This window comes from Ruegeria sp. BI11, from assembly GCF_056538005.1.
On record NZ_JBQFSM010000001.1, the window covers coordinates 654,325 to 673,105 of the forward strand.

The 18,781-nt window shown below is 57.9% G+C and carries 19 protein-coding genes; 8 read left to right on the forward strand and 11 right to left on the reverse strand.

The annotated features are described in order from the left end of the window. Positions 1-111 precede the first annotated feature (111 nt). The 5 genes from lptG to rsmA are packed head-to-tail and all read left to right on the forward strand — an operon-like array spanning position 112 to position 6,483. Positions 112-1,212, forward strand: a complete 1,101-nt coding sequence (gene lptG, locus ACR0DT_RS03215) for an LPS export ABC transporter permease LptG (RefSeq protein ID WP_480709366.1) — start codon at positions 112-114, stop codon at positions 1,210-1,212. After that, positions 1,212-3,374, forward strand: coding sequence for an LPS-assembly protein LptD (locus ACR0DT_RS03220; protein ID WP_480709367.1), 2,163 nt, complete (start codon positions 1,212-1,214; stop codon positions 3,372-3,374). The genes lptG and ACR0DT_RS03220 overlap by 1 nt, the downstream gene beginning before the upstream one ends. Continuing rightward, positions 3,365-4,618, forward strand: coding sequence for a peptidylprolyl isomerase (locus ACR0DT_RS03225; protein ID WP_480709368.1), 1,254 nt, complete (start codon positions 3,365-3,367; stop codon positions 4,616-4,618). The genes ACR0DT_RS03220 and ACR0DT_RS03225 overlap by 10 nt, the downstream gene beginning before the upstream one ends. Then, positions 4,615-5,580 carry a 4-hydroxythreonine-4-phosphate dehydrogenase PdxA gene (gene pdxA / locus ACR0DT_RS03230; protein ID WP_480709369.1) on the forward strand — a complete coding sequence of 322 codons (966 nt, stop codon included), beginning with the start codon at positions 4,615-4,617 and terminating at the stop codon, positions 5,578-5,580. Before ACR0DT_RS03225 ends, pdxA begins: the two co-directional genes overlap by 4 nt. Before the next feature lie 60 nt (positions 5,581-5,640). Next, positions 5,641-6,483: a 16S rRNA (adenine(1518)-N(6)/adenine(1519)-N(6))-dimethyltransferase RsmA gene (rsmA, locus tag ACR0DT_RS03235; RefSeq protein ID WP_480709370.1), complete on the forward strand. Its 843-nt coding sequence runs from the start codon at positions 5,641-5,643 to the stop codon at positions 6,481-6,483. A 58-nt stretch (positions 6,484-6,541) separates the two neighbouring features. On the opposite strand, the gene ACR0DT_RS03240 is transcribed toward rsmA, so the two are convergent. The 7 genes from ACR0DT_RS03240 to ACR0DT_RS03270 form a co-directional block, all read right to left on the reverse strand. Beyond that, on the reverse strand, positions 6,542-7,132 hold the full coding sequence (locus ACR0DT_RS03240) for a DUF4167 domain-containing protein (RefSeq protein WP_480709371.1): 591 nt from the start codon (positions 7,130-7,132) through the stop codon (positions 6,542-6,544). Positions 7,133-7,376: 244 nt separating this feature from the next. After that, positions 7,377-8,219, reverse strand: coding sequence for a peptide chain release factor N(5)-glutamine methyltransferase (gene prmC, locus ACR0DT_RS03245; protein WP_480709372.1), 843 nt, complete (start codon positions 8,217-8,219; stop codon positions 7,377-7,379). Next, positions 8,216-9,271, reverse strand: a complete 1,056-nt coding sequence (prfA, locus tag ACR0DT_RS03250) for a peptide chain release factor 1 (protein ID WP_480709373.1) — start codon at positions 9,269-9,271, stop codon at positions 8,216-8,218. Before prfA ends, prmC begins: the two co-directional genes overlap by 4 nt. Positions 9,272-9,561: 290 nt before the next feature. Continuing rightward, positions 9,562-9,969: a DUF1499 domain-containing protein gene (locus ACR0DT_RS03255; RefSeq protein WP_480709374.1), complete on the reverse strand. Its 408-nt coding sequence runs from the start codon at positions 9,967-9,969 to the stop codon at positions 9,562-9,564. A gap of 63 nt (positions 9,970-10,032) precedes the next feature. Further along, a complete protein-coding gene (gene speB, locus ACR0DT_RS03260) occupies positions 10,033-10,980 on the reverse strand; it encodes an agmatinase (protein ID WP_480709375.1) in 948 nt (315 codons plus the stop codon). A 77-nt stretch (positions 10,981-11,057) separates the two neighbouring features. Continuing rightward, entirely contained in the window at positions 11,058-12,026 is a 969-nt protein-coding gene (gene speB / locus ACR0DT_RS03265) for an agmatinase (RefSeq protein WP_480709376.1), read from the reverse strand. 12 nt (positions 12,027-12,038) lie between these two features. After that, complete coding sequence (locus ACR0DT_RS03270; protein WP_480709377.1) at positions 12,039-13,202, reverse strand: M20 aminoacylase family protein; 1,164 nt, start codon at positions 13,200-13,202, stop codon at positions 12,039-12,041. Positions 13,203-13,268: 66 nt separating this feature from the next. On the opposite strand from ACR0DT_RS03270, the gene mazG reads away from it, so the two are divergent. The 3 genes from mazG to ACR0DT_RS03285 all read left to right on the forward strand — a co-directional run bounded on the left by mazG (position 13,269) and on the right by ACR0DT_RS03285 (position 15,577). Next, a complete protein-coding gene (mazG, locus tag ACR0DT_RS03275; protein ID WP_480709651.1) occupies positions 13,269-14,126 on the forward strand; it encodes a nucleoside triphosphate pyrophosphohydrolase in 858 nt (285 codons plus the stop codon). Positions 14,127-14,189: 63 nt separating this feature from the next. Then, complete coding sequence (locus ACR0DT_RS03280; protein WP_480709378.1) at positions 14,190-15,131, forward strand: nucleoside hydrolase; 942 nt, start codon at positions 14,190-14,192, stop codon at positions 15,129-15,131. After that, positions 15,128-15,577 (forward strand): GNAT family N-acetyltransferase, encoded by a 450-nt coding sequence (locus tag ACR0DT_RS03285; RefSeq protein ID WP_480709379.1) that lies wholly within the window; start codon positions 15,128-15,130, stop codon positions 15,575-15,577. The genes ACR0DT_RS03280 and ACR0DT_RS03285 overlap by 4 nt, the downstream gene beginning before the upstream one ends. Here the strand turns inward: ACR0DT_RS03285 and ACR0DT_RS03290 are convergent. The 4 genes from ACR0DT_RS03290 to ACR0DT_RS03305 form a co-directional block, all read right to left on the reverse strand. Further along, entirely contained in the window at positions 15,574-15,741 is a 168-nt protein-coding gene (locus ACR0DT_RS03290; RefSeq protein WP_480709380.1) for a hypothetical protein, read from the reverse strand. The two genes, ACR0DT_RS03285 and ACR0DT_RS03290, sit on opposite strands and share 4 nt — an antisense overlap. A gap of 178 nt (positions 15,742-15,919) precedes the next feature. Further along, on the reverse strand, positions 15,920-16,429 hold the full coding sequence (locus tag ACR0DT_RS03295) for a GNAT family N-acetyltransferase (protein WP_480709381.1): 510 nt from the start codon (positions 16,427-16,429) through the stop codon (positions 15,920-15,922). Between the two features lie 40 nt (positions 16,430-16,469). Then, a complete protein-coding gene (gene eno, locus ACR0DT_RS03300; protein ID WP_480709382.1) occupies positions 16,470-17,747 on the reverse strand; it encodes a phosphopyruvate hydratase in 1,278 nt (425 codons plus the stop codon). A gap of 145 nt (positions 17,748-17,892) precedes the next feature. Beyond that, positions 17,893-18,774, reverse strand: coding sequence for a DMT family transporter (locus ACR0DT_RS03305; RefSeq protein WP_480709383.1), 882 nt, complete (start codon positions 18,772-18,774; stop codon positions 17,893-17,895). Between the last annotated feature and the right edge of the window lie 7 nt (positions 18,775-18,781).

Here is an 18,781-nt window from a genome sequence, read left to right on the forward strand (position 1 = left end):
ATTGGCGAGACAGGGCAGGCATATGCCGTCGCGCATCCGCGCAGACGAAAGTGATTCTGGCCTTTTTATTGCCAGTTTGCCCTGCACTCTGCTCCAGGTGGAGGCACTGTCGTGATCCTCGACCGCTATTTTGCCCGCCGGTTCATGCAAAGCTTTCTGGTCATCGGCGGCATCTTTCTGACGCTATTGATTCTGATTGACCTGGTCGAGCAGTCCCGCCGGTTCAGTACTGAGAACCTGTCTTTTGGTACCTTGCTGCACCTGACTTTGCTGAACTCGCCCGCTGCCATCAGCGAAATGCTGCCCCTGCTGGTCATACTGGCCACCATCGCATTGTTCGTCGGGCTGGCCCGTAGTTCCGAACTGGTTGTGACGCGCGCCATTGGGCGGTCCGGTATCAGGGCGCTGCTGGCACCGATCGCATTGGCACTGATTATCGGCACTCTGGCGGTTGCCTTGCTGAATCCAATCACCGCAGCCACGTCCGAGGAATACCGTCGCCTGTCCGACGCCTACAAGGACAGGAGCAATTCCGCATTTTCGATTACCAGCGAAGGGCTGTGGCTGCGGCAGGGCTCGGCAAATGGGCAATCGGTCATTCACGCCCGCGGTACCAACAGTTTAGATCCGTTGGAACTGACCGGTGTCACGATCGTCACATTTATGTCTGACGGCAAGCCGACGCAACAAATCAGCGCCAGCCGGGCGCAACTGTCGAACGGATCATGGGTTCTGTTCAACGCTAAGATCTGGTCTTTGGCCGATGACGTGAACCCCGAAGCCACAGCAAAAACATACCGCCGCTTCGAACTCCCCACTACGCTGACGCGCCAGCGCATTCTGGACACGCTGGGCCATCAGGATTCGGTGTCGGTCTACGACCTGCCACAACTGATACGCGATCTCCGCGAAGCAGGGTTTTCCACCAAGCAATATGAGGTCTGGCTGCAGGTACAACTTGCGCGCCCCCTCTTTCTGATGGCGATGGTTATGATCGGTGCGGCCTTTACCATGCGCCACGTTCGCTTTGGCGGCACCGGCATCGCGATTTTGTCTGCGGTGCTTTTGGGGTTCTCGATCTACTTCATACGAAACTTTGCCCAAATACTCGGGGAAAACGGTCAATTGCCTATCTTAGTCGCGGCTTGGGCTCCGCCTTTTGCAGCCATTCTTTTGTCCCTAGGCCTTCTGCTCCACGCGGAGGATGGCTGATGCGACTCATATCCAGTCTTTTGATGTCCGGCGCTGTTGCTCTGGCGATGACGACCGGTGCGGCAGCCCAAAACCAGTCCTCGCCCGGCCCAACGCAGGATACCCAACAGGAGGACCAACCTGCCCTGCTGGTGGCTGACAAGATCTTCATTACACCTGAACGTCTGCTGGTGGCCGAAGGCAATGTCGAAGCCTTTCAGGGCGACGTCAAAGTCACCGCCGACCGTATCACCTATGATCAGGAAACCGGCGCGCTGACGCTGGAGGGCCCGATTCGTATCGATCAAGCCGGTGACACGACGACACTTGCGGATTCGGCCGAACTGGATGACGGCATTCAGAACGGCCTGCTGATTGGTGCTAGAATGGTATTTGACCAGCAGGTGCAGATCGCATCGGTTCAGGCCACACGCGCGGCTGGCAGGTACACGCAGCTTAGCAAAGTTTCGGCCACTTCATGCCATGTCTGCGCAAACGGGAAACCACCGATCTGGCAAATCCGCGCGCGCAAGGTCACCCACGATCAACTGGAGCGGCAACTCTACTTTGAAGGGGCTCAACTTCGGGTACTTGACGTACCGGTATTTTATTTCCCCTATCTGCGTCTGCCGGATCCAACATTGGACAGGGCCACTGGGTTCCTGGTGCCGTCGATACGTACCACCACGCAATTGGGTACCGGCGTGCGAGTGCCATATTTCATCAAGCTGGGTGACCATAAGGACCTGACACTCACGCCCTATGTCTCGCCCAAGACCAAAACCCTCGGGCTTCGCTATCGTCAGGCCTTCAAGAATGGTCGCATTCAACTAGATGGTGCCTTTACCCGCGATGATCTGCAGCCAGGTGAGGATCGAGGCTACCTGTTTGCCAATGGCTGGTTCAACCTCAATGACGGCTACCGGTTCCTGTTCAACCTTCAGACCACAACGGACGATTCTTACCTAACCGACTATGGCTTGCCTGACCTAGACCGGCTACGCAGCGAAGTAGCGTTAGAGCGGATCAAGCGCGATACGGCGTTCCGTACTAGTTTTATTCACTATGAAACCCTGCGTGACAGCGAGGATCAGGATGAAATCCCGTCGCGGGTCTTTGACCTTTATTATCAAAAACGCCTGTTCCCCACTTCCTTAGGTGGCGAAGTTCGACTGGGCTTTGTCGCCCACTCGCATGAACGAACCAGTGATGAGGATATCGTGGGGCGCGATGTGGCACGTGCCACTTTCGATGCGGAATGGTTGCGCAACTGGACCCTTGCATCGGGCCTTCGAGCCGAGGCGCGTGTTGGCGCTTCGGTTGATACGTTCAATATCCGTCATGACAGTGAATTTCCCGATAACGTTACCCGAACCACGCCGCGTGTCGCTTTGACTCTGCGTTATCCTTTGCGCAGGCGCGAGTCATCGGGCGCGATCCAGGTATTGGAGCCGATTGCACAGATCGGCTGGACCCATGTTTCAGATGAAGACGTACCAAATGACGAAAGCACCTTTCAGGAATTCGATCAGGGCAACTTATTGTCGCTGTCCCGATTTCCGGCCCCGGACCGGCGCGAAGACGGCCTGACCGGTGTTGTTGGCCTAAACTGGTCCCGCTACGCGGCCGGGAATTGGCGGGCCCTTGCCACGATTGGTCAGGTTTTTCGTGCTGATGCAGATCCCAATTTCAATTTGACCTCGGGCCTGCAGGGCACATCGTCGGACCTGTTGCTGGCCGGTCAGATTCAAACCAACAACGGTTGGCTTTTAGCTGGCCGCGGATTGCTGAACAGCGATTTCAGCTTTTCCAAGGCCGAACTGCGCGTTGGCTGGCAGCAGCGCAGGGTTGGCTTTGCCGGAAGCTATGGTTGGCAAGAGCCAGACCCAGTCGAGCAGATCGAAGAAGAGATATCTGAGGTCCTGTTGACGGGACGTTACCGGGTGGATCAGAACTGGAATACACGGGCCGCTGCACGCTATGACCTAAGCGAATCCGAACCGATCCGCTTTGGGATGGGTGTCACATATCAGAATGAATGCGTTCAAGTTAACATGAACGTCAGCAGGCGCTTTACCTCATCATCAAGTATTGAGCCTTCGACAGAATTCGGCTTTACCGTAGCCCTGACGGGTTATTCCGTTAATAGTGGCGGCCAACAGTACAAGAGAAGATGCAGTTGATTTCAGGTTTCACCAGTTTCCTCCGCTCCGGTTGGCTTAAACCGGTCGCCCCAGTGCTTATTGGGGCTTCGCTGGCATTGACGTCGCCACAAGCCGATGCGCAAAGCCTGTTTTCACCAGCGATAAAGGTCAATCAGGATATCATTACTTGGTACGAGCTTTCACAGCGACAACAGTTCCTGACTGCTCTGGGTGCCCCGGGCGCAACCGAGGCCGAAGTACGCGATGCCCTAATCGATGAAAGATTGCGCCGTCAGGCTATGCGCGAAGCTGGAATTGAAGCCGCCCCCGAAGACATTCAAGTCGGTATCGACGAATTTGCCGCGCGTGGGCAATTGTCAACGGACCAGTTCCTGCAGTTGCTTGCTGATCAAGGTGTTGATCGTGAAACAGTTCGGGATTTCGTGGCTGATCAGGTTTCATGGAACGATTATGTCAGCGCGCGCTTCCTGTCACAGGCGCGTCCATCAGAAGAAGAGATCAACCGAGCCCTTGGTCAAGCCGGCGGCGGTGGCCTGCAGGTGCTGCTATCCGAGATCATCATTCCGGTGAACCAGCAAACAGTGGCCCAAGCCGATCTTCTGGCACAAGAGATTGCCCAACTGCAGGGCTTTGACTCGTTCTCTGCTGCAGCCACACAATATTCAGCAGCCGCCACACGTAACAATGGCGGGCGGCTAGATTGGCTGAATCTCACCAGCCTGCCCCCTGCACTGCAACCGGTGATTCTCGGTCTGGAAAATGGCGATATCACTCAGCCGCTGTCGTTGCCTAACGCTATTGCACTTTTCCAGATGCGTGGTCTGCGTGAGGTCGCGACCAGTGCCCCCAACTATTCCGAGATCGACTACGCAATCTACAACCTGGCCGGTGGCCGCAGCGCCGACACTCTTGCGAGGGCAGCCAAGCTCAGGGAAGAAATCGATACTTGCGATGACCTCTATGGCATTGCTAAGGACCAGCCACCAGAAGTTCTGCAGCGGATTCAGGCCAGCCCAAACGAGATTCCGCGCGACGTCGCGTTGGAACTTGCCAAGCTCGACCTCAACGAAGTGTCAACGACACTGACCCGCAACAACGGCCAGACCCTGATGTTTCTGATGCTTTGCACCCGCACCCGTGATCTGGGGGAAGAGACAACACGTGTCGACGTTGCCAACGCACTGACACAACAACGCCTTGGCGCTTTTGCGAACAGCCTGGTGGCGCAGTTGCGCGCCGAAGCTGACATTGTCGAGCAATGACACAACCGATCGCGCTCAGCTGCGGTGACCCGGCCGGAATAGGCCCGGAAATCGCAGCAAAAGCGTGGTCTGAACTGCGCGACACCTGCCCATTCTTCTATATCGGCGATACAGCCCATTTGCCGTCTGATACCCCTGTCGTACGCATCTCTGACCCATCTGACGCCATGGATGTCAGTGCCACGGCACTGCCGGTCCTACAACTGGACTTCCCTGCACCCAATGTTCCAGGTCAACCCGATCCAGCCAACGCGCCTTCGGTTATCGCCGCCATTGAACAGGGTGTTTCGCTGGTGCAGTCCGGTGCGGCTTCGGCTCTGTGCACCGCACCGATTCACAAAAAGGCTCTGATCGACGGAGCCGGTTTCGCCTACCCTGGACATACCGAATTTCTGGCCGCTCTAGCAGGCCGGGACCGTGTGATCATGATGCTGGCCAGTGCGCAATTGCGTGTGGTGCCCGCAACTATCCATATCGCGCTGTCCGAGGTGCCTTCGACCCTGACCCCAGACTTGCTGCGCGACACCATCACGGTCACTGCCGAAGGCTTGCGTAACCAGTTCGGCATCGCGCATCCCCGTATAGCCATCGCTGGCCTCAACCCGCACGCAGGTGAAGGCGGCAAGATGGGGCACGAGGAACTGGATTGGATCGCCCCCTTGATAGCTGACTTGCCCGGTGACAGTTATACCGTCACCGGCCCACATCCGGCGGATACGATGTTCCACGCAGCCGCCCGGGCTCGCTATGACGTGGCAATTGCGATGTATCACGATCAGGCGCTGATCCCGATAAAAACACTGGATTTTGACCGTGGCGTAAACGTGACGCTAGGCCTGCCCTTTATCCGCACCTCTCCCGATCACGGCACCGCGATGGATATTGCGGGCCAAGGCATCGCCACCCCCACCAGCCTGATCGAGGCACTGAAACTGGCCCAACGCATGGCACAATGCGCTTGACCCTTCAGTTGGCTGAAAATACCTCGTCGTCGGCGCACTCCGCGCTATGGAAACCGGATCATGAGCGCAATCGACAATCTACCTCCTCTGCGCGAGGTCATCGCGACACACCAGCTTTCGGCCCGCAAATCTCTGGGTCAGAACTTCTTGCTGGATCTGAACCTGACAGCCAAGATCGCCCGTCAGGCCGGAGACCTGTCTGATTGTGACGTGCTGGAAATCGGCCCTGGTCCCGGCGGTCTGACTCGCGGGCTGTTGTCCGAAGGCGCGCGCAAGGTCGTGGCCGTGGAGAAGGACACCCGTTGTATCGCGGCCCTGAACGATATCGCCTCCGCATACCCTGGTCGGCTTGAAGTGATCAACGGCGACGCGCTTGAGATCGACCCGCTGGTTCATCTAACCCCGCCGATCCGTATCGCGGCTAACCTGCCCTATAACGTCGGTACTGAATTGCTGGTTCGCTGGCTGACTCCGCCCGAATGGCCGCCTTTTTGGCAAAGCCTGACCCTGATGTTCCAGCGCGAAGTGGCCGAGCGCATCGTCGCTCAACCCGGCAGCAAGGCCTATGGACGCCTCGCTATCCTCGCCCAATGGCGGGCCGAGGCGCGGATCGCCATGTCGCTGCCACCCGGCGCGTTTACCCCACCCCCCAAAGTCTCAAGTGCAGTGGTCCACCTGACAGCCCTACCCGAACCGCGTTATCCCGCTGATGCAGCTACCCTGTCACGTGTAGTCGCAGCGGCCTTTAATCAGCGCCGGAAGATGCTGCGCGCATCTTTGAAAGGTGTCGCACCGAATATTGAAGACCGTCTGTTGGCGGCTGGCATTCAACCCACCGAACGCGCTGAACAGGTCCCGCTCGAGGCCTTCTGCGCCTTGGCGCGTGAAGTCAAAAAAGGCTGAGAGTAAAAGGAAAAAGCCCCGGATCATCCCGGGGCTTTTACACACTCTATGTCAGTATTTATTCCGCCGCTTCAGGCGCATCCCCATCCGTTTTGGGCGCATTCTCTGCCGGTGCGACCTTGGGCTTGCGCGCACGCGGTCGACGCGCGGGCTTTTCTTTCTTTTCAGGTTTTTCGGCCGACTCGGCTGTCGGAGCGGCATCCTTGCTTTCCGGGGTCTCAACCAGTCCAGATTCGGGTGCGGACGCTTCGGCTCCGAAGTCCATCACATCAGGTTGCGGTGCCTCGGCAGGGTCGGCTTGACGGGCAGCTTCGCGTTCCTGACGCTCGGCGCGTTCGCGATCACGCTCGGCCTGGCGTTCACGGTTCTGGCGCTCCTGCTCTTCCCGGCGTGCTTCGATTTCTCGCTGCGCTTCGCTGAGCAGGCGCAGATAATGCTCGGCATGCTGCTGAAAGTTCTCAGCTGCCACACGGTCGTTCGAAAGCTGGGCGTCGCGCGCCAACTGGTTGTATTTATCAATGATCTGCTGGGGCGTACCGCGCACCTTGCCTTCGGGACCCGAGCTGTCGAAAACCCGGTTAACAACGTTGCCGCCAGAAGGGCGATTGCGGTTATTTTTGGCCCGCGAGCGGGATTTGGAAGATCTCATCGTACTTTACGTCAGCCTTGTCATTCGGTGCCGATCAAGTCGCGTCCTGCACTGCTCAAAGGCATTAGCCGTCACGCGATGTCGACTTTTTTGGGCTTGGCGTCAGGGGCCCGCTGAAAACAGCGTCAACCTCTCCGACTATCTCTGAGTAAGCATGTCCAGCGCCTACAGACAAGAGGTTTGTCCAAAAAATCGCAGGTTTTTTACATTGATCGGCGCATTTCAGCCTCACCTGATGTCTAATTTACGGCATTCTGGCGACAACGACACGATCACGGCCATCCAGATCGGGGATCACCCGCGCATCGACCAACCCGGCCGCTTGAAACAAGGCTGTGACGCTCTGACCCTGTGTCGGCCCGATCTCAACCAGAATGCGTCCGCCCGGCATCAGAAAATCCGGGGTCGAGGCGGCGATGTGCCGGTAAGCGCCAAGCCCGTCCCCCTCATCCGTCAGCGCCATGCGCGGTTCATGCTCACGCACTTCAGGGGACAAATCCTGCATCTCAGCCAGCGATATATAAGGCGGGTTGGAAACAATCAGATCATAAAGCCCTTCAATGTCTTCAAACCAGTCCGAATGAACAATCTCAACCCTGCTCTGCACCTGATGCTGCACCGCATTCGCGCTAGCCTGCAAACAAGCGGCTTCACTCAGGTCTGCACCGATGCCTGACGCACTTGTGCGCTCAGCCAACAGAGTGATCAGGATACAACCCGATCCTGTGCCCAAGTCCAGAACATGATCGAACGGCTCGCTCAGCGCCGCCTCAATCAACGTCTCGGTTTCGGGGCGCGGGTCCAACACATCCGGGCTGACACGGAACCGCCGCCCATAAAATTCACGCTCGCCCAACAGATGCGAAACAGGTATGCGAATGGCCCGCAATGAGATCAGGGTATCATAGCGTTCGGCGATCTCGGGCGACAATTCCTCGGGCGCGATCAAAGTGACTCGGCTGGCCTCGATTCGTGCAGCATGGGCCAGCAGAACCCGCGCATCGCGTGCCGGGTCGTCCACTCCTGCGGCGCGTAGGCGCGCGGTGGCGGCAACCATGGCCTGGGCAGCTGTCAGCGCCGCAATCATTGCGCCATCTCGGCCAACAGCCGGGCCTGATCATCTGCGGTCAGCGCGTCGATCACCTCATCCAGATCGCCCTGCATCACCTGATCCAGCTTGTAGAGCGTCAGGTTGATGCGATGATCGGTCATGCGGCCCTGTGGAAAGTTATAGGTCCTGATGCGTTCTGACCGGTCGCCTGAGCCCACCTGACTTGCGCGATCAGCCGACCGTTCGCTGTCGATCCGCTGTCGCTCAAGATCATAAAGGCGTGTTTTCAACACCTGCATCGCAATTTCGCGGTTACGGTGCTGCGATTTCTCGGAGCTCGTTACCACCAGACCAGTGGGAAGATGCGTGATCCGCACTGCCGAGTCGGTGGTATTCACGTGCTGGCCACCCGCACCCGAACTGCGCATCGTATCAATGCGGATGTCATTGGCATCAATCTGGATATCTACGTCCTCGGCCTCGGGCAGAACCGCTACGGTCGCTGCCGAGGTGTGAATGCGCCCGCCGCTTTCGGTTTCGGGCACTCGCTGCACCCGGTGTACACCGGATTCGTATTTCATGCGGGCGAAGACATTGTCGCCCTTGATATGGGCCACCACCTCTTTGATGCCGCCCAGATCCGAAGCTTGCTCTTCGATGATCTCAAACTGCCAACCGCGTGCTTCAGCATAGCGTTGATACATGCGCAGCAGGTCGCCCGCGAACAATGCGGCCTCATCCCCACCCGTGCCGGGTCGGATTTCCAGCATCGCCGGACGTGCATCAGCCTTGTCCCGCGGCAACAACGCCAGTTGCAGGGCCTGTTCGGCCTGAGGGATGCGGGCTTGAAGCTCGGGGATTTCCTCTTCGGCCAGCTCCTTCATGTCCGGATCAGCCAGCATCGTTTCTGCCTCGGCCAGATCATCGACTAGTTGACGCCACGCCATGATCTGATCGACCACCGGCTTCAGATCCGAGTATTCCTTGGCCAAGGCCGCAATATCTCCACCCGAGGCGCCATCGGCCATGGCAGCTTCGAGATACTGGAATCGCTGGGTTATCTGTTCAAGGCGTTCTTCGGGGATCATCCGCGCGGTGTCTCTTAATCCGGCGCTTTGGTCAAGGGCCGACCCTGTGCTAAGCTGACACTATGACACGTTTAACACTTGTTATTTTGCTGTTTGCGGCCCCCGCTATGGCCGATGTGGTAGGTCCCGGAGGCAAAGTACAGGACTGCTATTGCACCGACAAATCCGGCACGCGCATCGAATTGGGTGAGATGATCTGCCTGCAGGTGGACGGCCGCATGTTTACAGCACAATGCCAGATGTCCCTGAACGTCCCCATGTGGCGCGAGGTGCAAGAGGGCTGTTTGTCGTCAAGGCTGCAAAGCAGCCAGCCACCCATCAACTCGGTTTCGATTTACCCCGAAATCTCGCCGGCCAAATCTTAAACGTCCATAAACGCGCAAAGTGTTCCCATCCTGCAGGGCCGTCGTGTAATCTGGAAAGCCGAACATTTTGCTGCGGGTGATATAGGTGATCATCCCTTCTGCGACTGAGCCAGCCAGAACGGTGGTGCGTGGTGACACGCGGGCAATAGCGTCAAGCCGAGCCAAACCTCCCGGACCGGTTTCAACCACACGCAGAACGCCCCCATCAAAGTCGCGGTCTACCTCAGCCTTTGGTGCCTGATGCCAATGCAAAGGGTCAGAAGGTGCCAGCCGGATGTAGGCATCGAGCAACACCACCAGACCGACAATCAGCCAAAACACCATTTTCTTCATTCCGAACCTGTTCTTTTTACGAAAGATATTCGGATCGGCAGGCCGTGCAAGAGATTGCTGCCCCTATCGCGACGTCACGCCTGGCAGAATGCACAGCATCTCGAACAGCAGGTTGGCGGCCGTCAGTGCCGTGTTCCCCGTGGGGTCATAAGGTGGCGAGACTTCGACCAGATCACACCCCACTACTTTCATCCCACCTAGCGCGTGGATCAGTTGCAGCGCTTGCGGCGTGGTCAGACCTCCGATCTCTGGCGTGCCGGTGCCTGGGGCAAAAGACGGGTCCAGGCTGTCGATATCGTACGAAATGTAAACTGGGTGATCGCCGACCGTTTTGCGGATCTGCGCTCCAATCTCGGTTAAGTTCTGTTGCCATAGATCCCAGGCTGGGAATTGACGGAAGCCCCAACCCTTAGCCTCGGTAAAATCCGACGCGGCGTAGCCCGAACCGCGAATACCGATCTGAAAGGTTTTATCGGGGACGATCAGCCCCTCTTCGTAGGCCCGGCGGAAAACAGTGCCATGCGTTTCCTTTTCTCCGAACATCTCATCATTCACATCCGCATGGGCATCGACATGAACCAAAGCCACCGGGCCATGCTTGGCCGCAATCGCGCGCAGGATGGGCAAGGTGATCGAATGATCGCCCCCCATTGCCACCGGCGTCACGCCTTGCGCCAGAATCGCGTCATAGCTTTCCTTGATGATCTTCAAACTGTCCGCCAGCGAGAAGGTGTTGATCGCCAGATCGCCGATATCCGCGACTTGCAGGCTATCGAACGGGGCCGCAAACGTGGCCATATTGTATGGCCGGATCATCGCGCTTTCGCTACGGATCTGCTTAGGACCAAACCGCGTCCCCGACCGCCACGAGGTGCCGATGTCCATGGGAATCCCCAGCACCGCCACGTCCAGCCCGGCCAGCGAATCTACTTGCGGCAGGCGCATAAACGTATTCGGTCCCGAAAACCGCGCCAGATCATTGCCGCTGATGGGTTGGTTAAACTCTGTCATGGCCGTCATTCTCCCGTCCGGTCTTTTGGTTTACCTGATACCGGAAAGATGGCTAACCAATGGTTAAGCCCCATTGGTTAATCCGTGACCAACTTGTTCCACCCCAAAAGACAAATGATCTGCGTCGCAACATGCGCCCCGGCAATCGCGGTTGCGCCAGATGTGTCGTATGGCGGAGAGACCTCGACCACGTCCCCGCCCTTGATGTTGATCCCGGCGATGTCGCGCAAGATGATCTGGGTCTGGATCGAGGTCAGACCACCCCAAACAGGCGTGCCGGTGCCGGGGGCAAAGGCCGGGTCCAACCCGTCGATATCAAAGCTCAGATAGACGGGGCTGTCGCCCAGAATACCCTTGATCTTTTGCGCCACGGCGGCGGGGCCGGATTCGTACACCTCACGCGCGTCAATAATGTTGACACCTAGCATGTCCTCATTTGTGGTGCGGATCCCTACCTGAACCGAGCGTTTCGGATCTACGATCCCCGATTTAACCGCCTTGTAGAACATTGTTCCGTGATCAACGCGGGACATGTCGTCATCGGCCCAGGTGTCCGTATGCGCATCGAATTGCAGCAACGACATCGGCCCATATTTCTCGGCATAGGCTTTTAGAATCGGAAAGCTGATATAATGATCTCCGCCCAACGAAACCGAGGCTACGTCAGCCGCCAGAATAGTACGGATATGATCCGTCAACGTATCGGGAAAGGCTGGGATATTGGCGTAGTCGTAGGCCATGTCACCGTAATCCACGATCGCCAATTCGCTGAGCGCATCGAAGGGCCAGCCATAGGGCGCATCCGGCGATTGCAGCGCGCTGGCCTCGCGGATCGCGCGGGGGCCAAGGCGGGTTCCAGGACGGTTGGTCACGGCCTGATCGAACGGCACCCCGGTTACGGCGATATCTACGCCCTTCAACTCTTTGGTATAGAGCCGCCGCAGGAACGACGTCGCGCCGCCGAACGTGTTTTCGAACGATAACCCTTTGAGGTCCGGATTGGTGAATGCCTCATCCACCTGATTTTTTGCGTCTTCCAGTGCCATGTCTTCCCCTCATCAGCCCAAAGGCTGCGCCTTTTCGACGATCCGTGCAAAAAACGAGGCACCAACCGGCGCGATCTCGTCATTGAAGTTGTATTTGGGGTGGTGCAGCCCTGCGCCCTCACCCTGCCCCAGGAACAGATATGCGCCGGGACGTGCCTGTAACATATAGGAAAAATCCTCGGCCCCCATCTCACGCCCGGCATTGGCAGTTACCCGGTCTTCGCCGGAAATATCGCGCGCGACGTCGGCTGCGAACCCGGCCTTGTCGGCGTCGTTGATCGTGGCGGGATAGTTCTTTTCATAGTCCAGCCGCGCAGTGACCCCATACGAGGTCGCCTGTCCCTGCACGATCTGTTCCATCCGCTCTATCACCATCTTCTGAACAGCGGGGTCAAACGTCCGGACTGTACCGTTGATGAAGGCCGTATCAGGGATCACATTGTTCACCGTTCCCGTGTGGATTTGCGTGACCGAGACCACCAGATCATCCAGCGCATAGTGGTTACGGCTGACAATAGTCTGGATCGCCTGCGCGATGCCGCAGGCCGCCATCACCGGATCGCGGGTCTCATGCGGCATGGCCCCGTGGCCTCCGACACCCTGAATATGCACCTCGAACGTGTCCACCGCCGCCATGATCGGCCCCGGCGTGGTATAGAACGACCCTTCGACAAATCCGGGCGCATTGTGCAGCGCGTAGACCTGAGAGATGTTGAACCGGTCCATGATCCCCTCTTCGACCATGACACCGGCACCGCCGCCCTCTTCTTCGGCGGGTTGAAAGATAAGCGCCACGCGACCGCGAAAATTCCGTGTTTCGGCCAGATAGCGCGCCGCACCCAACAGCATCGTCGTGTGTCCGTCATGACCGCAAGCATGCATTTTGCCGGGATTCCTGGAAGCGTAAGGCACGCCCGTCTCCTCGGGGATCGGCAACGCGTCCATATCGGCGCGCAAGCCGATCGTCGGCCCCTCACCCTGCCCGTTGATGATCGCCACAATGCCGGTCTTGGCGATGCCATCATGCAGTTCATCCACGCCGAACTCGCGCAGTCGGTCGGCGACGAAAGCAGATGTTTCGTGGCATTCGAACTCAAGTTCGGGGATCGAATGCAGGTGCTGGCGCCATGCGGCCATATCGGCAGAGAAATCGGCAATTCGGTTGACGACGGGCATCTGGGGTGGACTCCTGATCCTGACTGCGGAATGGATGCATCTGACACCGGAACGAAAGGGTTCGCAATGGCCGAAAATCCTCTGATCCACGACAGCGATGCTGGTATCGAGCGTTTGCTGGAAATCATGCGCCGCCTCCGTGACCCGGAATCAGGCTGCCCGTGGGATATCGAACAGGATTTCGCCACCATCGCCCCTTACACGATCGAAGAGGCCTATGAGGTCGCGGACGCCATCGAACGCAACGCATATGACGAGCTGAAGGGCGAGTTGGGTGACTTGCTGTTCCAATCCGTTTTCCACGCACAAATGGCTGAAGAGGCTGGGCATTTCACCTTTCAGGACGTGGTCCGCACCATGTCGGACAAGATGGTCGACCGCCACCCGCATGTGTTCGGCGACGAATCCCGCGACAAGTCCGCTGAACAACAAACCGTGGACTGGGAAACCATCAAGGCGGCCGAGCGTGCGGGCAAGGAACAGAAAGGTGCTTTGGATGGTGTGGCCGCGAATCTGCCCGCGCTGCTGCGCGCCCATAAGCTGCAAAAACGCGCGGCGCGTGTGGGATTCGATTGGCCCGACGCCAGCCATGTGCTGGCCAAGATCACCGAAGAAGCGGCTGAGTTGGAAGAGGCCCGCAACAGCAAGGATGCCGATGCGCTTGAAGATGAATTTGGCGATCTACTGTTCGTGATGGTCAATCTTGGTCGTCACCTAGGAATCGAACCCGAGGCCGCCCTACGCCGTACCAACGCAAAGTTCACCCGCCGCTTTGAACAGGTCGAGGCGCGCCTGGCCGCGCGCGGCAAAACGCCATCACAAAGTGATCTGGCCGAGATGGATGCGCTGTGGGACGAAGTGAAGATCGAGGAACACCGCGCCAAAGGCAAACTCCCGCCTGTGGACGCCGCGACCGACGCCTGAAACCGCTGGACAAGTGTGGTGACACTTGCGAGTGTCCGCGCTTCAAGACCACGGAGGCACAGAATGGCACCGCGCAAAATCATCATCGACACCGACCCCGGTCAGGACGACGCCGTCGCCATACTGCTGGCGCTGGCCAGCCCCGAAGAGATTGACGTGATAGGCATCACCGCCGTTGCCGGAAATGTACCGTTAGAGCTGACGGCCAAGAACGCTCGGATCGTGTGTGAGCTGGCTGGACACACGCATATCCCCGTCTATGCCGGATGCGATCGCCCGCTGAAGCGCGACTTGGTGACGGCAGAACACGTACATGGCAAGACCGGGCTGGACGGGCCTGTTCTACCCGATCCGGAAATGCCATTGGCTGAAGGGCACGCTGTCGATTTCATCATCGACACCCTTCGTACGCAAGAACCGGGGACAGTGACGCTTTGCCCACTGGGGCCATTGACCAATATCGCCACGGCCTTTCAGAAAGCGCCCGATATTGTCGGCCGGGTGCAAGAAATCGTCCTGATGGGAGGCGCGTATTTCGAGGTTGGCAATTACACTCCAGCCGCTGAATTCAACATTTACGTCGACCCGGAAGCTGCTGAAATTGTGTTTAAATCTGGGATTCAAATTGTTGTAATGCCGTTGGATGTCACCCACGATGCGTTGGTCACAAAACACCGCAACGAAGCCTTCCACGCGTTGGACAGCAAAGTCGGCCATGCCGTCGCCGAGATGACGGAATTTTTCGAACGCTACGACACTGAAAAATACGGTTCGGAGGGCGCACCTCTGCACGACCCCTGCGTGACAGCTTACCTGATCCGACCTGAATTGTTTTCGGGCCGTCACATCAACGTGCAGATCGAAACACAATCCGACCTGACCCTAGGAATGACTGTTGCCGACTGGTGGCGCGTGACGGATCACCCACCCAATGCCATGTTCATGGGAGAAATCGACGCCGATGGATTCTTTGACCTGCTAACAGAAAGGCTGGCCCGCCTATGAGCGCCGCGCTGAAACTCGCCCGTCCCGAAGATCTGGATCGCCTGATGGCGCTGGTCTCTGCCTTTCATGCAGAGGCCGGCATTCAACAGGACGCCGATCAACGGCGCGAAGCGCTTGCCCCTTTGCTTGAGGGTATCCCCCACGGCTGTGTCTATCTGATCGGCCCCGGTCGTGCACCGCTGGGCTATATCGTGCTGACCTTCGGGTGGTCGGTCGAATTTGGCGGTATGGACGGTTTTGTCGACGAGATTTACATCCGCCCCGCAGTTCGTGGTCGCGGGATCGCCACCGAAGTCCTGCTGGACCTGCCCAAAGCCCTTGCCGGGGCAGGATTGACCGCATTGCACCTTGAGGTCGACCGGACCAATGAAGCCACGCAAAGACTGTATCTGCGCACCGGTTTCAAACCACGTGACCGCTATGTACTGATGAGCAAGCCGCTTTAGCGCGCCTCAACCCCCATATCGAATCCAGGAATGTCCATATCCATCACCGGGTCAGTGGATGACGCCTGCATCCCCGTTACCGGATATGTACCCGGCCCTGAGCAGGCCGCCAAAAATACCGTGCTGACTACTGACACTACGAGAAGGAATTTCGAACCAGTCATGGTGTGCCCCCTTTTCTGTAATGCAGGCACAATAGATCAGCTCAAATTGAGACAAATAGGAAAAAGTTCACACATAACGTGAATTATGTCGGAATTTTTTCCGGGTTAAGCTTTTTCCATTTGTTAACAACGAGAACGCGGCGCAGAAAAATCCTACCAAAAACTCATTCTGGTCTGTTCAGCGCAAATTCATCTCAAAAAATAGCAGATGACCCTCTGCGATTTCCGGAATCTCGGCGTATGCCTCACGCAGGCGGAAGCCCATCGAAAGGTAAAGGCGGGTCGCTGTTTGCAAGGGTTTGCCGGTGTCCATGCGGATCAGGTCAAACCCTTGATCGCGGCATTTCTGGATCAAAGACAGCATGATAGCCCGACCTGCCCCTGTGCCACGGGCGCTGTCCCTGACGAATACGCGTTTGATCTCGGCCACGCCCGGTTCAATCGTATGGAACATGCCACATCCAACGGGTTGATTGTCTATCAACGCCAGACACACGCCACCGTTTGGTGGGCTGTGTTCGACCTCGATCGCGTCCATCACGCGGGCATACTTGTCCTGCGAATAAATGGTTTGAACGATACGCTGCGATTTCTCATCCAGCGTAAGCAGGAAATCGCGATATTCCCAACACAAACGCCGGACCGCATCAAAGTGGTCCGGCGTTCTGGGTTCTATTATGCTAAGCAACCGCTGATCCTCAGGATAGGTTTGAGGATCAGAGTAGCACTCAGCGTTTCAGGATCGAAGCCCCTGCGTATTCGGCAACCTCGCCCAGCGATTCCTCGATGCGGATCAGCTGGTTATACTTGGCCAACCGGTCTGACCGCGCCAGCGAACCAGTCTTGATCTGACCGCAATTGGTCGCCACGGCCAGATCGGCAATGGTGGCGTCCTCGGTTTCGCCCGAGCGGTGCGACATCACGTTGGTATAACCCGCGCGATGCGCCATATCGACGGCGCGTAGGGTTTCGGTCAACGAACCGATCTGATTCACCTTGACCAGCATCGAGTTGGCGCAACCACGGTCGATCCCCTCGGCCAGACGTTCGGGGTTGGTCACGAACAGGTCGTCGCCCACCAGCTGAACCTTGTCACCGATGGCATCTGTCAGCGCCTTCCAGCCATCCCAGTCATCTTCCGACATGCCGTCTTCGATCGAGATGATCGGGTAGTCATTCACTAGCGTCGCCAGATACTCGGCGTTTTCTTCCGAAGTCAGCGAGATCTTCTCGCCCGAAAGCACGTATTTACCATCGCGGTAATATTCGGTGGCCGCGCAATCCAGCGCCAGGTGGATTTCCTCACCCGGTTTGTAGCCCGCTTTTTCTATGGCTTGCAGGATGAAATCCAGTGCTTCGCGGGTGGATGCGATGTTGGGGGCAAAGCCGCCCTCGTCGCCCACGCCGGTGGCCAGACCGGCTGCCGACAACTCGCGCTTGAGAGTGTGGAAAACTTCGGACCCCATGCGCACGGCTTCGCGGATATTCGCGGCCGCTGTTGGCATGATCATGAATTCCTGAATGTCGATCGGGTTGTCCGCGTGCTCGCCACCGTTGATGATGTTCATCATCGGTACGGGCAGGACGCGGGCCGAAGTACCGCCGACATAGCGATAGAGCGGCTGCGTGGTGAAATCGGCTGCGGCCTTGGCAGTGGCCAGCGAGACGCCCAAAATGGCGTTCGCGCCCAGTCGGCCCTTGTTCTCGGTTCCGTCCAGTTCGATCATCGCGCCGTCGATGGCGACCTGCTCGGTAGCGTCAAAACCAACCAGTTCCTCGGCAATCTCACCGTTTACAGCAGCGACAGCTTGCAGAACGCCTTTACCCATGTAGCGCGCCTTGTCACCGTCACGCTTCTCCACCGCCTCATAAGCGCCGGTCGACGCGCCCGAGGGCACAGCTGCGCGGCCCATGGTGCCGTCTTCCAGAATCACGTCCACCTCAACGGTTGGGTTGCCCCGGCTGTCCAGAATTTCGCGTGCGTGGATGTCGATGATGGTGCTCATGAGGCCCGTTCCTATGGCTGCAATCAGTTGCACGCCTCATATCATCACCGGGTGAAAAGTAAACCTGTCATGTTATCGCTAACACGCACATTCTTTACTCTTTAGGGCTAACAATTATCTGTTTGCGCCAACGTGCGACGATCCGTCAGGCCGCGACAGCCAATTCACGGGCCAAGCGGCGTTCGCGTATAAAGGTGTACATGCCCGACCCCATAATCAACGTGGCCCCAGCCAGAGTCATCAGGTCGGGGCGTTCGCCGAACATCAGCATCCCCGCTGCGATCGAGAAGATCAGCCGGGTGTAGCGGAACGGTGTCAGGGCCGAAGCCTCTCCGATCCGCATGGCTGTCACGATGCCATAATATCCCAACACACCAAATCCGATTGCTCCCAGATAAGGGCCGATCTGCGCAGATTCCAGCGCGACAACGGGCTGCGCCATAAACAACATCAGCGCCATGCCCGAGACGGCCACTGCAAAATAAGCCTGCAACGCGACAACGGACGACGCGACCCGGCTGTCCAGTTTGCGTGTGATCAGGTCTCGCGCGGCGATGGCGATCACGGTTGCCACGACAAACAGCGACTCGGGCTGGAACCCTTCGAGCCCCGGTCGAATAATCATCAGAACGCCGATAAAGCCCAAGCCGATCGCGCTCCACCGGCGCCAGCCGACATGCTCGCCCAGAAACAGCGCAGCGCCCATGGTGACGGCCAAAGGCATCGCCTGGAACACGGCGGCCACTGTGGAAAGTTCCACCAACGACAGCGCGGTCACGAATGTCAAAGCGCCCACCATCTCGGTCCCGGCGCGTGCCAAAGGCAAGGGACGCCACGCCAAGGGATCAAAGATGCGTTTGCGCGTCACAAACGCCAACAGGGCGAACACCAAGCCGCAAACCAACCCCAGAACAACCATGATCTGGCCGGTCGGTACAGTCACCGACAAAAGCTTGATGAACATATCCTCAAGCGCAAAGGCCGCCATAGCGCCGACGACCAGCAAAATGCCGTGTACGTTGTTCATGACCGTG

Excerpts from the sequence above, each read along its gene's own strand:
- prmC (WP_480709372.1), bottom strand. The coding sequence starts at position 8,219 with ATGATTGCGGCGCTGACAGCTGCCCAGGCCATGGTTGCCGCCACCGCG.
- pdxA (WP_480709369.1), top strand. The coding sequence starts at position 4,615 with ATGACACAACCGATCGCGCTCAGCTGCGGTGACCCGGCCGGAATAGGC.
- ACR0DT_RS03285 (WP_480709379.1), top strand. The coding sequence starts at position 15,128 with ATGAGCGCCGCGCTGAAACTCGCCCGTCCCGAAGATCTGGATCGCCTG.
- ACR0DT_RS03290 (WP_480709380.1), bottom strand. The coding sequence starts at position 15,741 with ATGACTGGTTCGAAATTCCTTCTCGTAGTGTCAGTAGTCAGCACGGTA.
- mazG (WP_480709651.1), top strand. The coding sequence starts at position 13,269 with ATGGCCGAAAATCCTCTGATCCACGACAGCGATGCTGGTATCGAGCGT.
- ACR0DT_RS03270 (WP_480709377.1), bottom strand. The coding sequence starts at position 13,202 with ATGCCCGTCGTCAACCGAATTGCCGATTTCTCTGCCGATATGGCCGCA.
- rsmA (WP_480709370.1), top strand. The coding sequence starts at position 5,641 with ATGAGCGCAATCGACAATCTACCTCCTCTGCGCGAGGTCATCGCGACA.
- prfA (WP_480709373.1), bottom strand. The coding sequence starts at position 9,271 with ATGATCCCCGAAGAACGCCTTGAACAGATAACCCAGCGATTCCAGTAT.
- ACR0DT_RS03240 (WP_480709371.1), bottom strand. The coding sequence starts at position 7,132 with ATGAGATCTTCCAAATCCCGCTCGCGGGCCAAAAATAACCGCAATCGC.
- speB (WP_480709375.1), bottom strand. The coding sequence starts at position 10,980 with ATGACAGAGTTTAACCAACCCATCAGCGGCAATGATCTGGCGCGGTTT.
- ACR0DT_RS03220 (WP_480709367.1), top strand. The coding sequence starts at position 1,212 with ATGCGACTCATATCCAGTCTTTTGATGTCCGGCGCTGTTGCTCTGGCG.
- speB (WP_480709376.1), bottom strand. The coding sequence starts at position 12,026 with ATGGCACTGGAAGACGCAAAAAATCAGGTGGATGAGGCATTCACCAAT.
- ACR0DT_RS03280 (WP_480709378.1), top strand. The coding sequence starts at position 14,190 with ATGGCACCGCGCAAAATCATCATCGACACCGACCCCGGTCAGGACGAC.
- ACR0DT_RS03255 (WP_480709374.1), bottom strand. The coding sequence starts at position 9,969 with ATGAAGAAAATGGTGTTTTGGCTGATTGTCGGTCTGGTGGTGTTGCTC.
- ACR0DT_RS03305 (WP_480709383.1), bottom strand. The coding sequence starts at position 18,774 with ATGAACAACGTACACGGCATTTTGCTGGTCGTCGGCGCTATGGCGGCC.
- ACR0DT_RS03225 (WP_480709368.1), top strand. The coding sequence starts at position 3,365 with ATGCAGTTGATTTCAGGTTTCACCAGTTTCCTCCGCTCCGGTTGGCTT.
- eno (WP_480709382.1), bottom strand. The coding sequence starts at position 17,747 with ATGAGCACCATCATCGACATCCACGCACGCGAAATTCTGGACAGCCGG.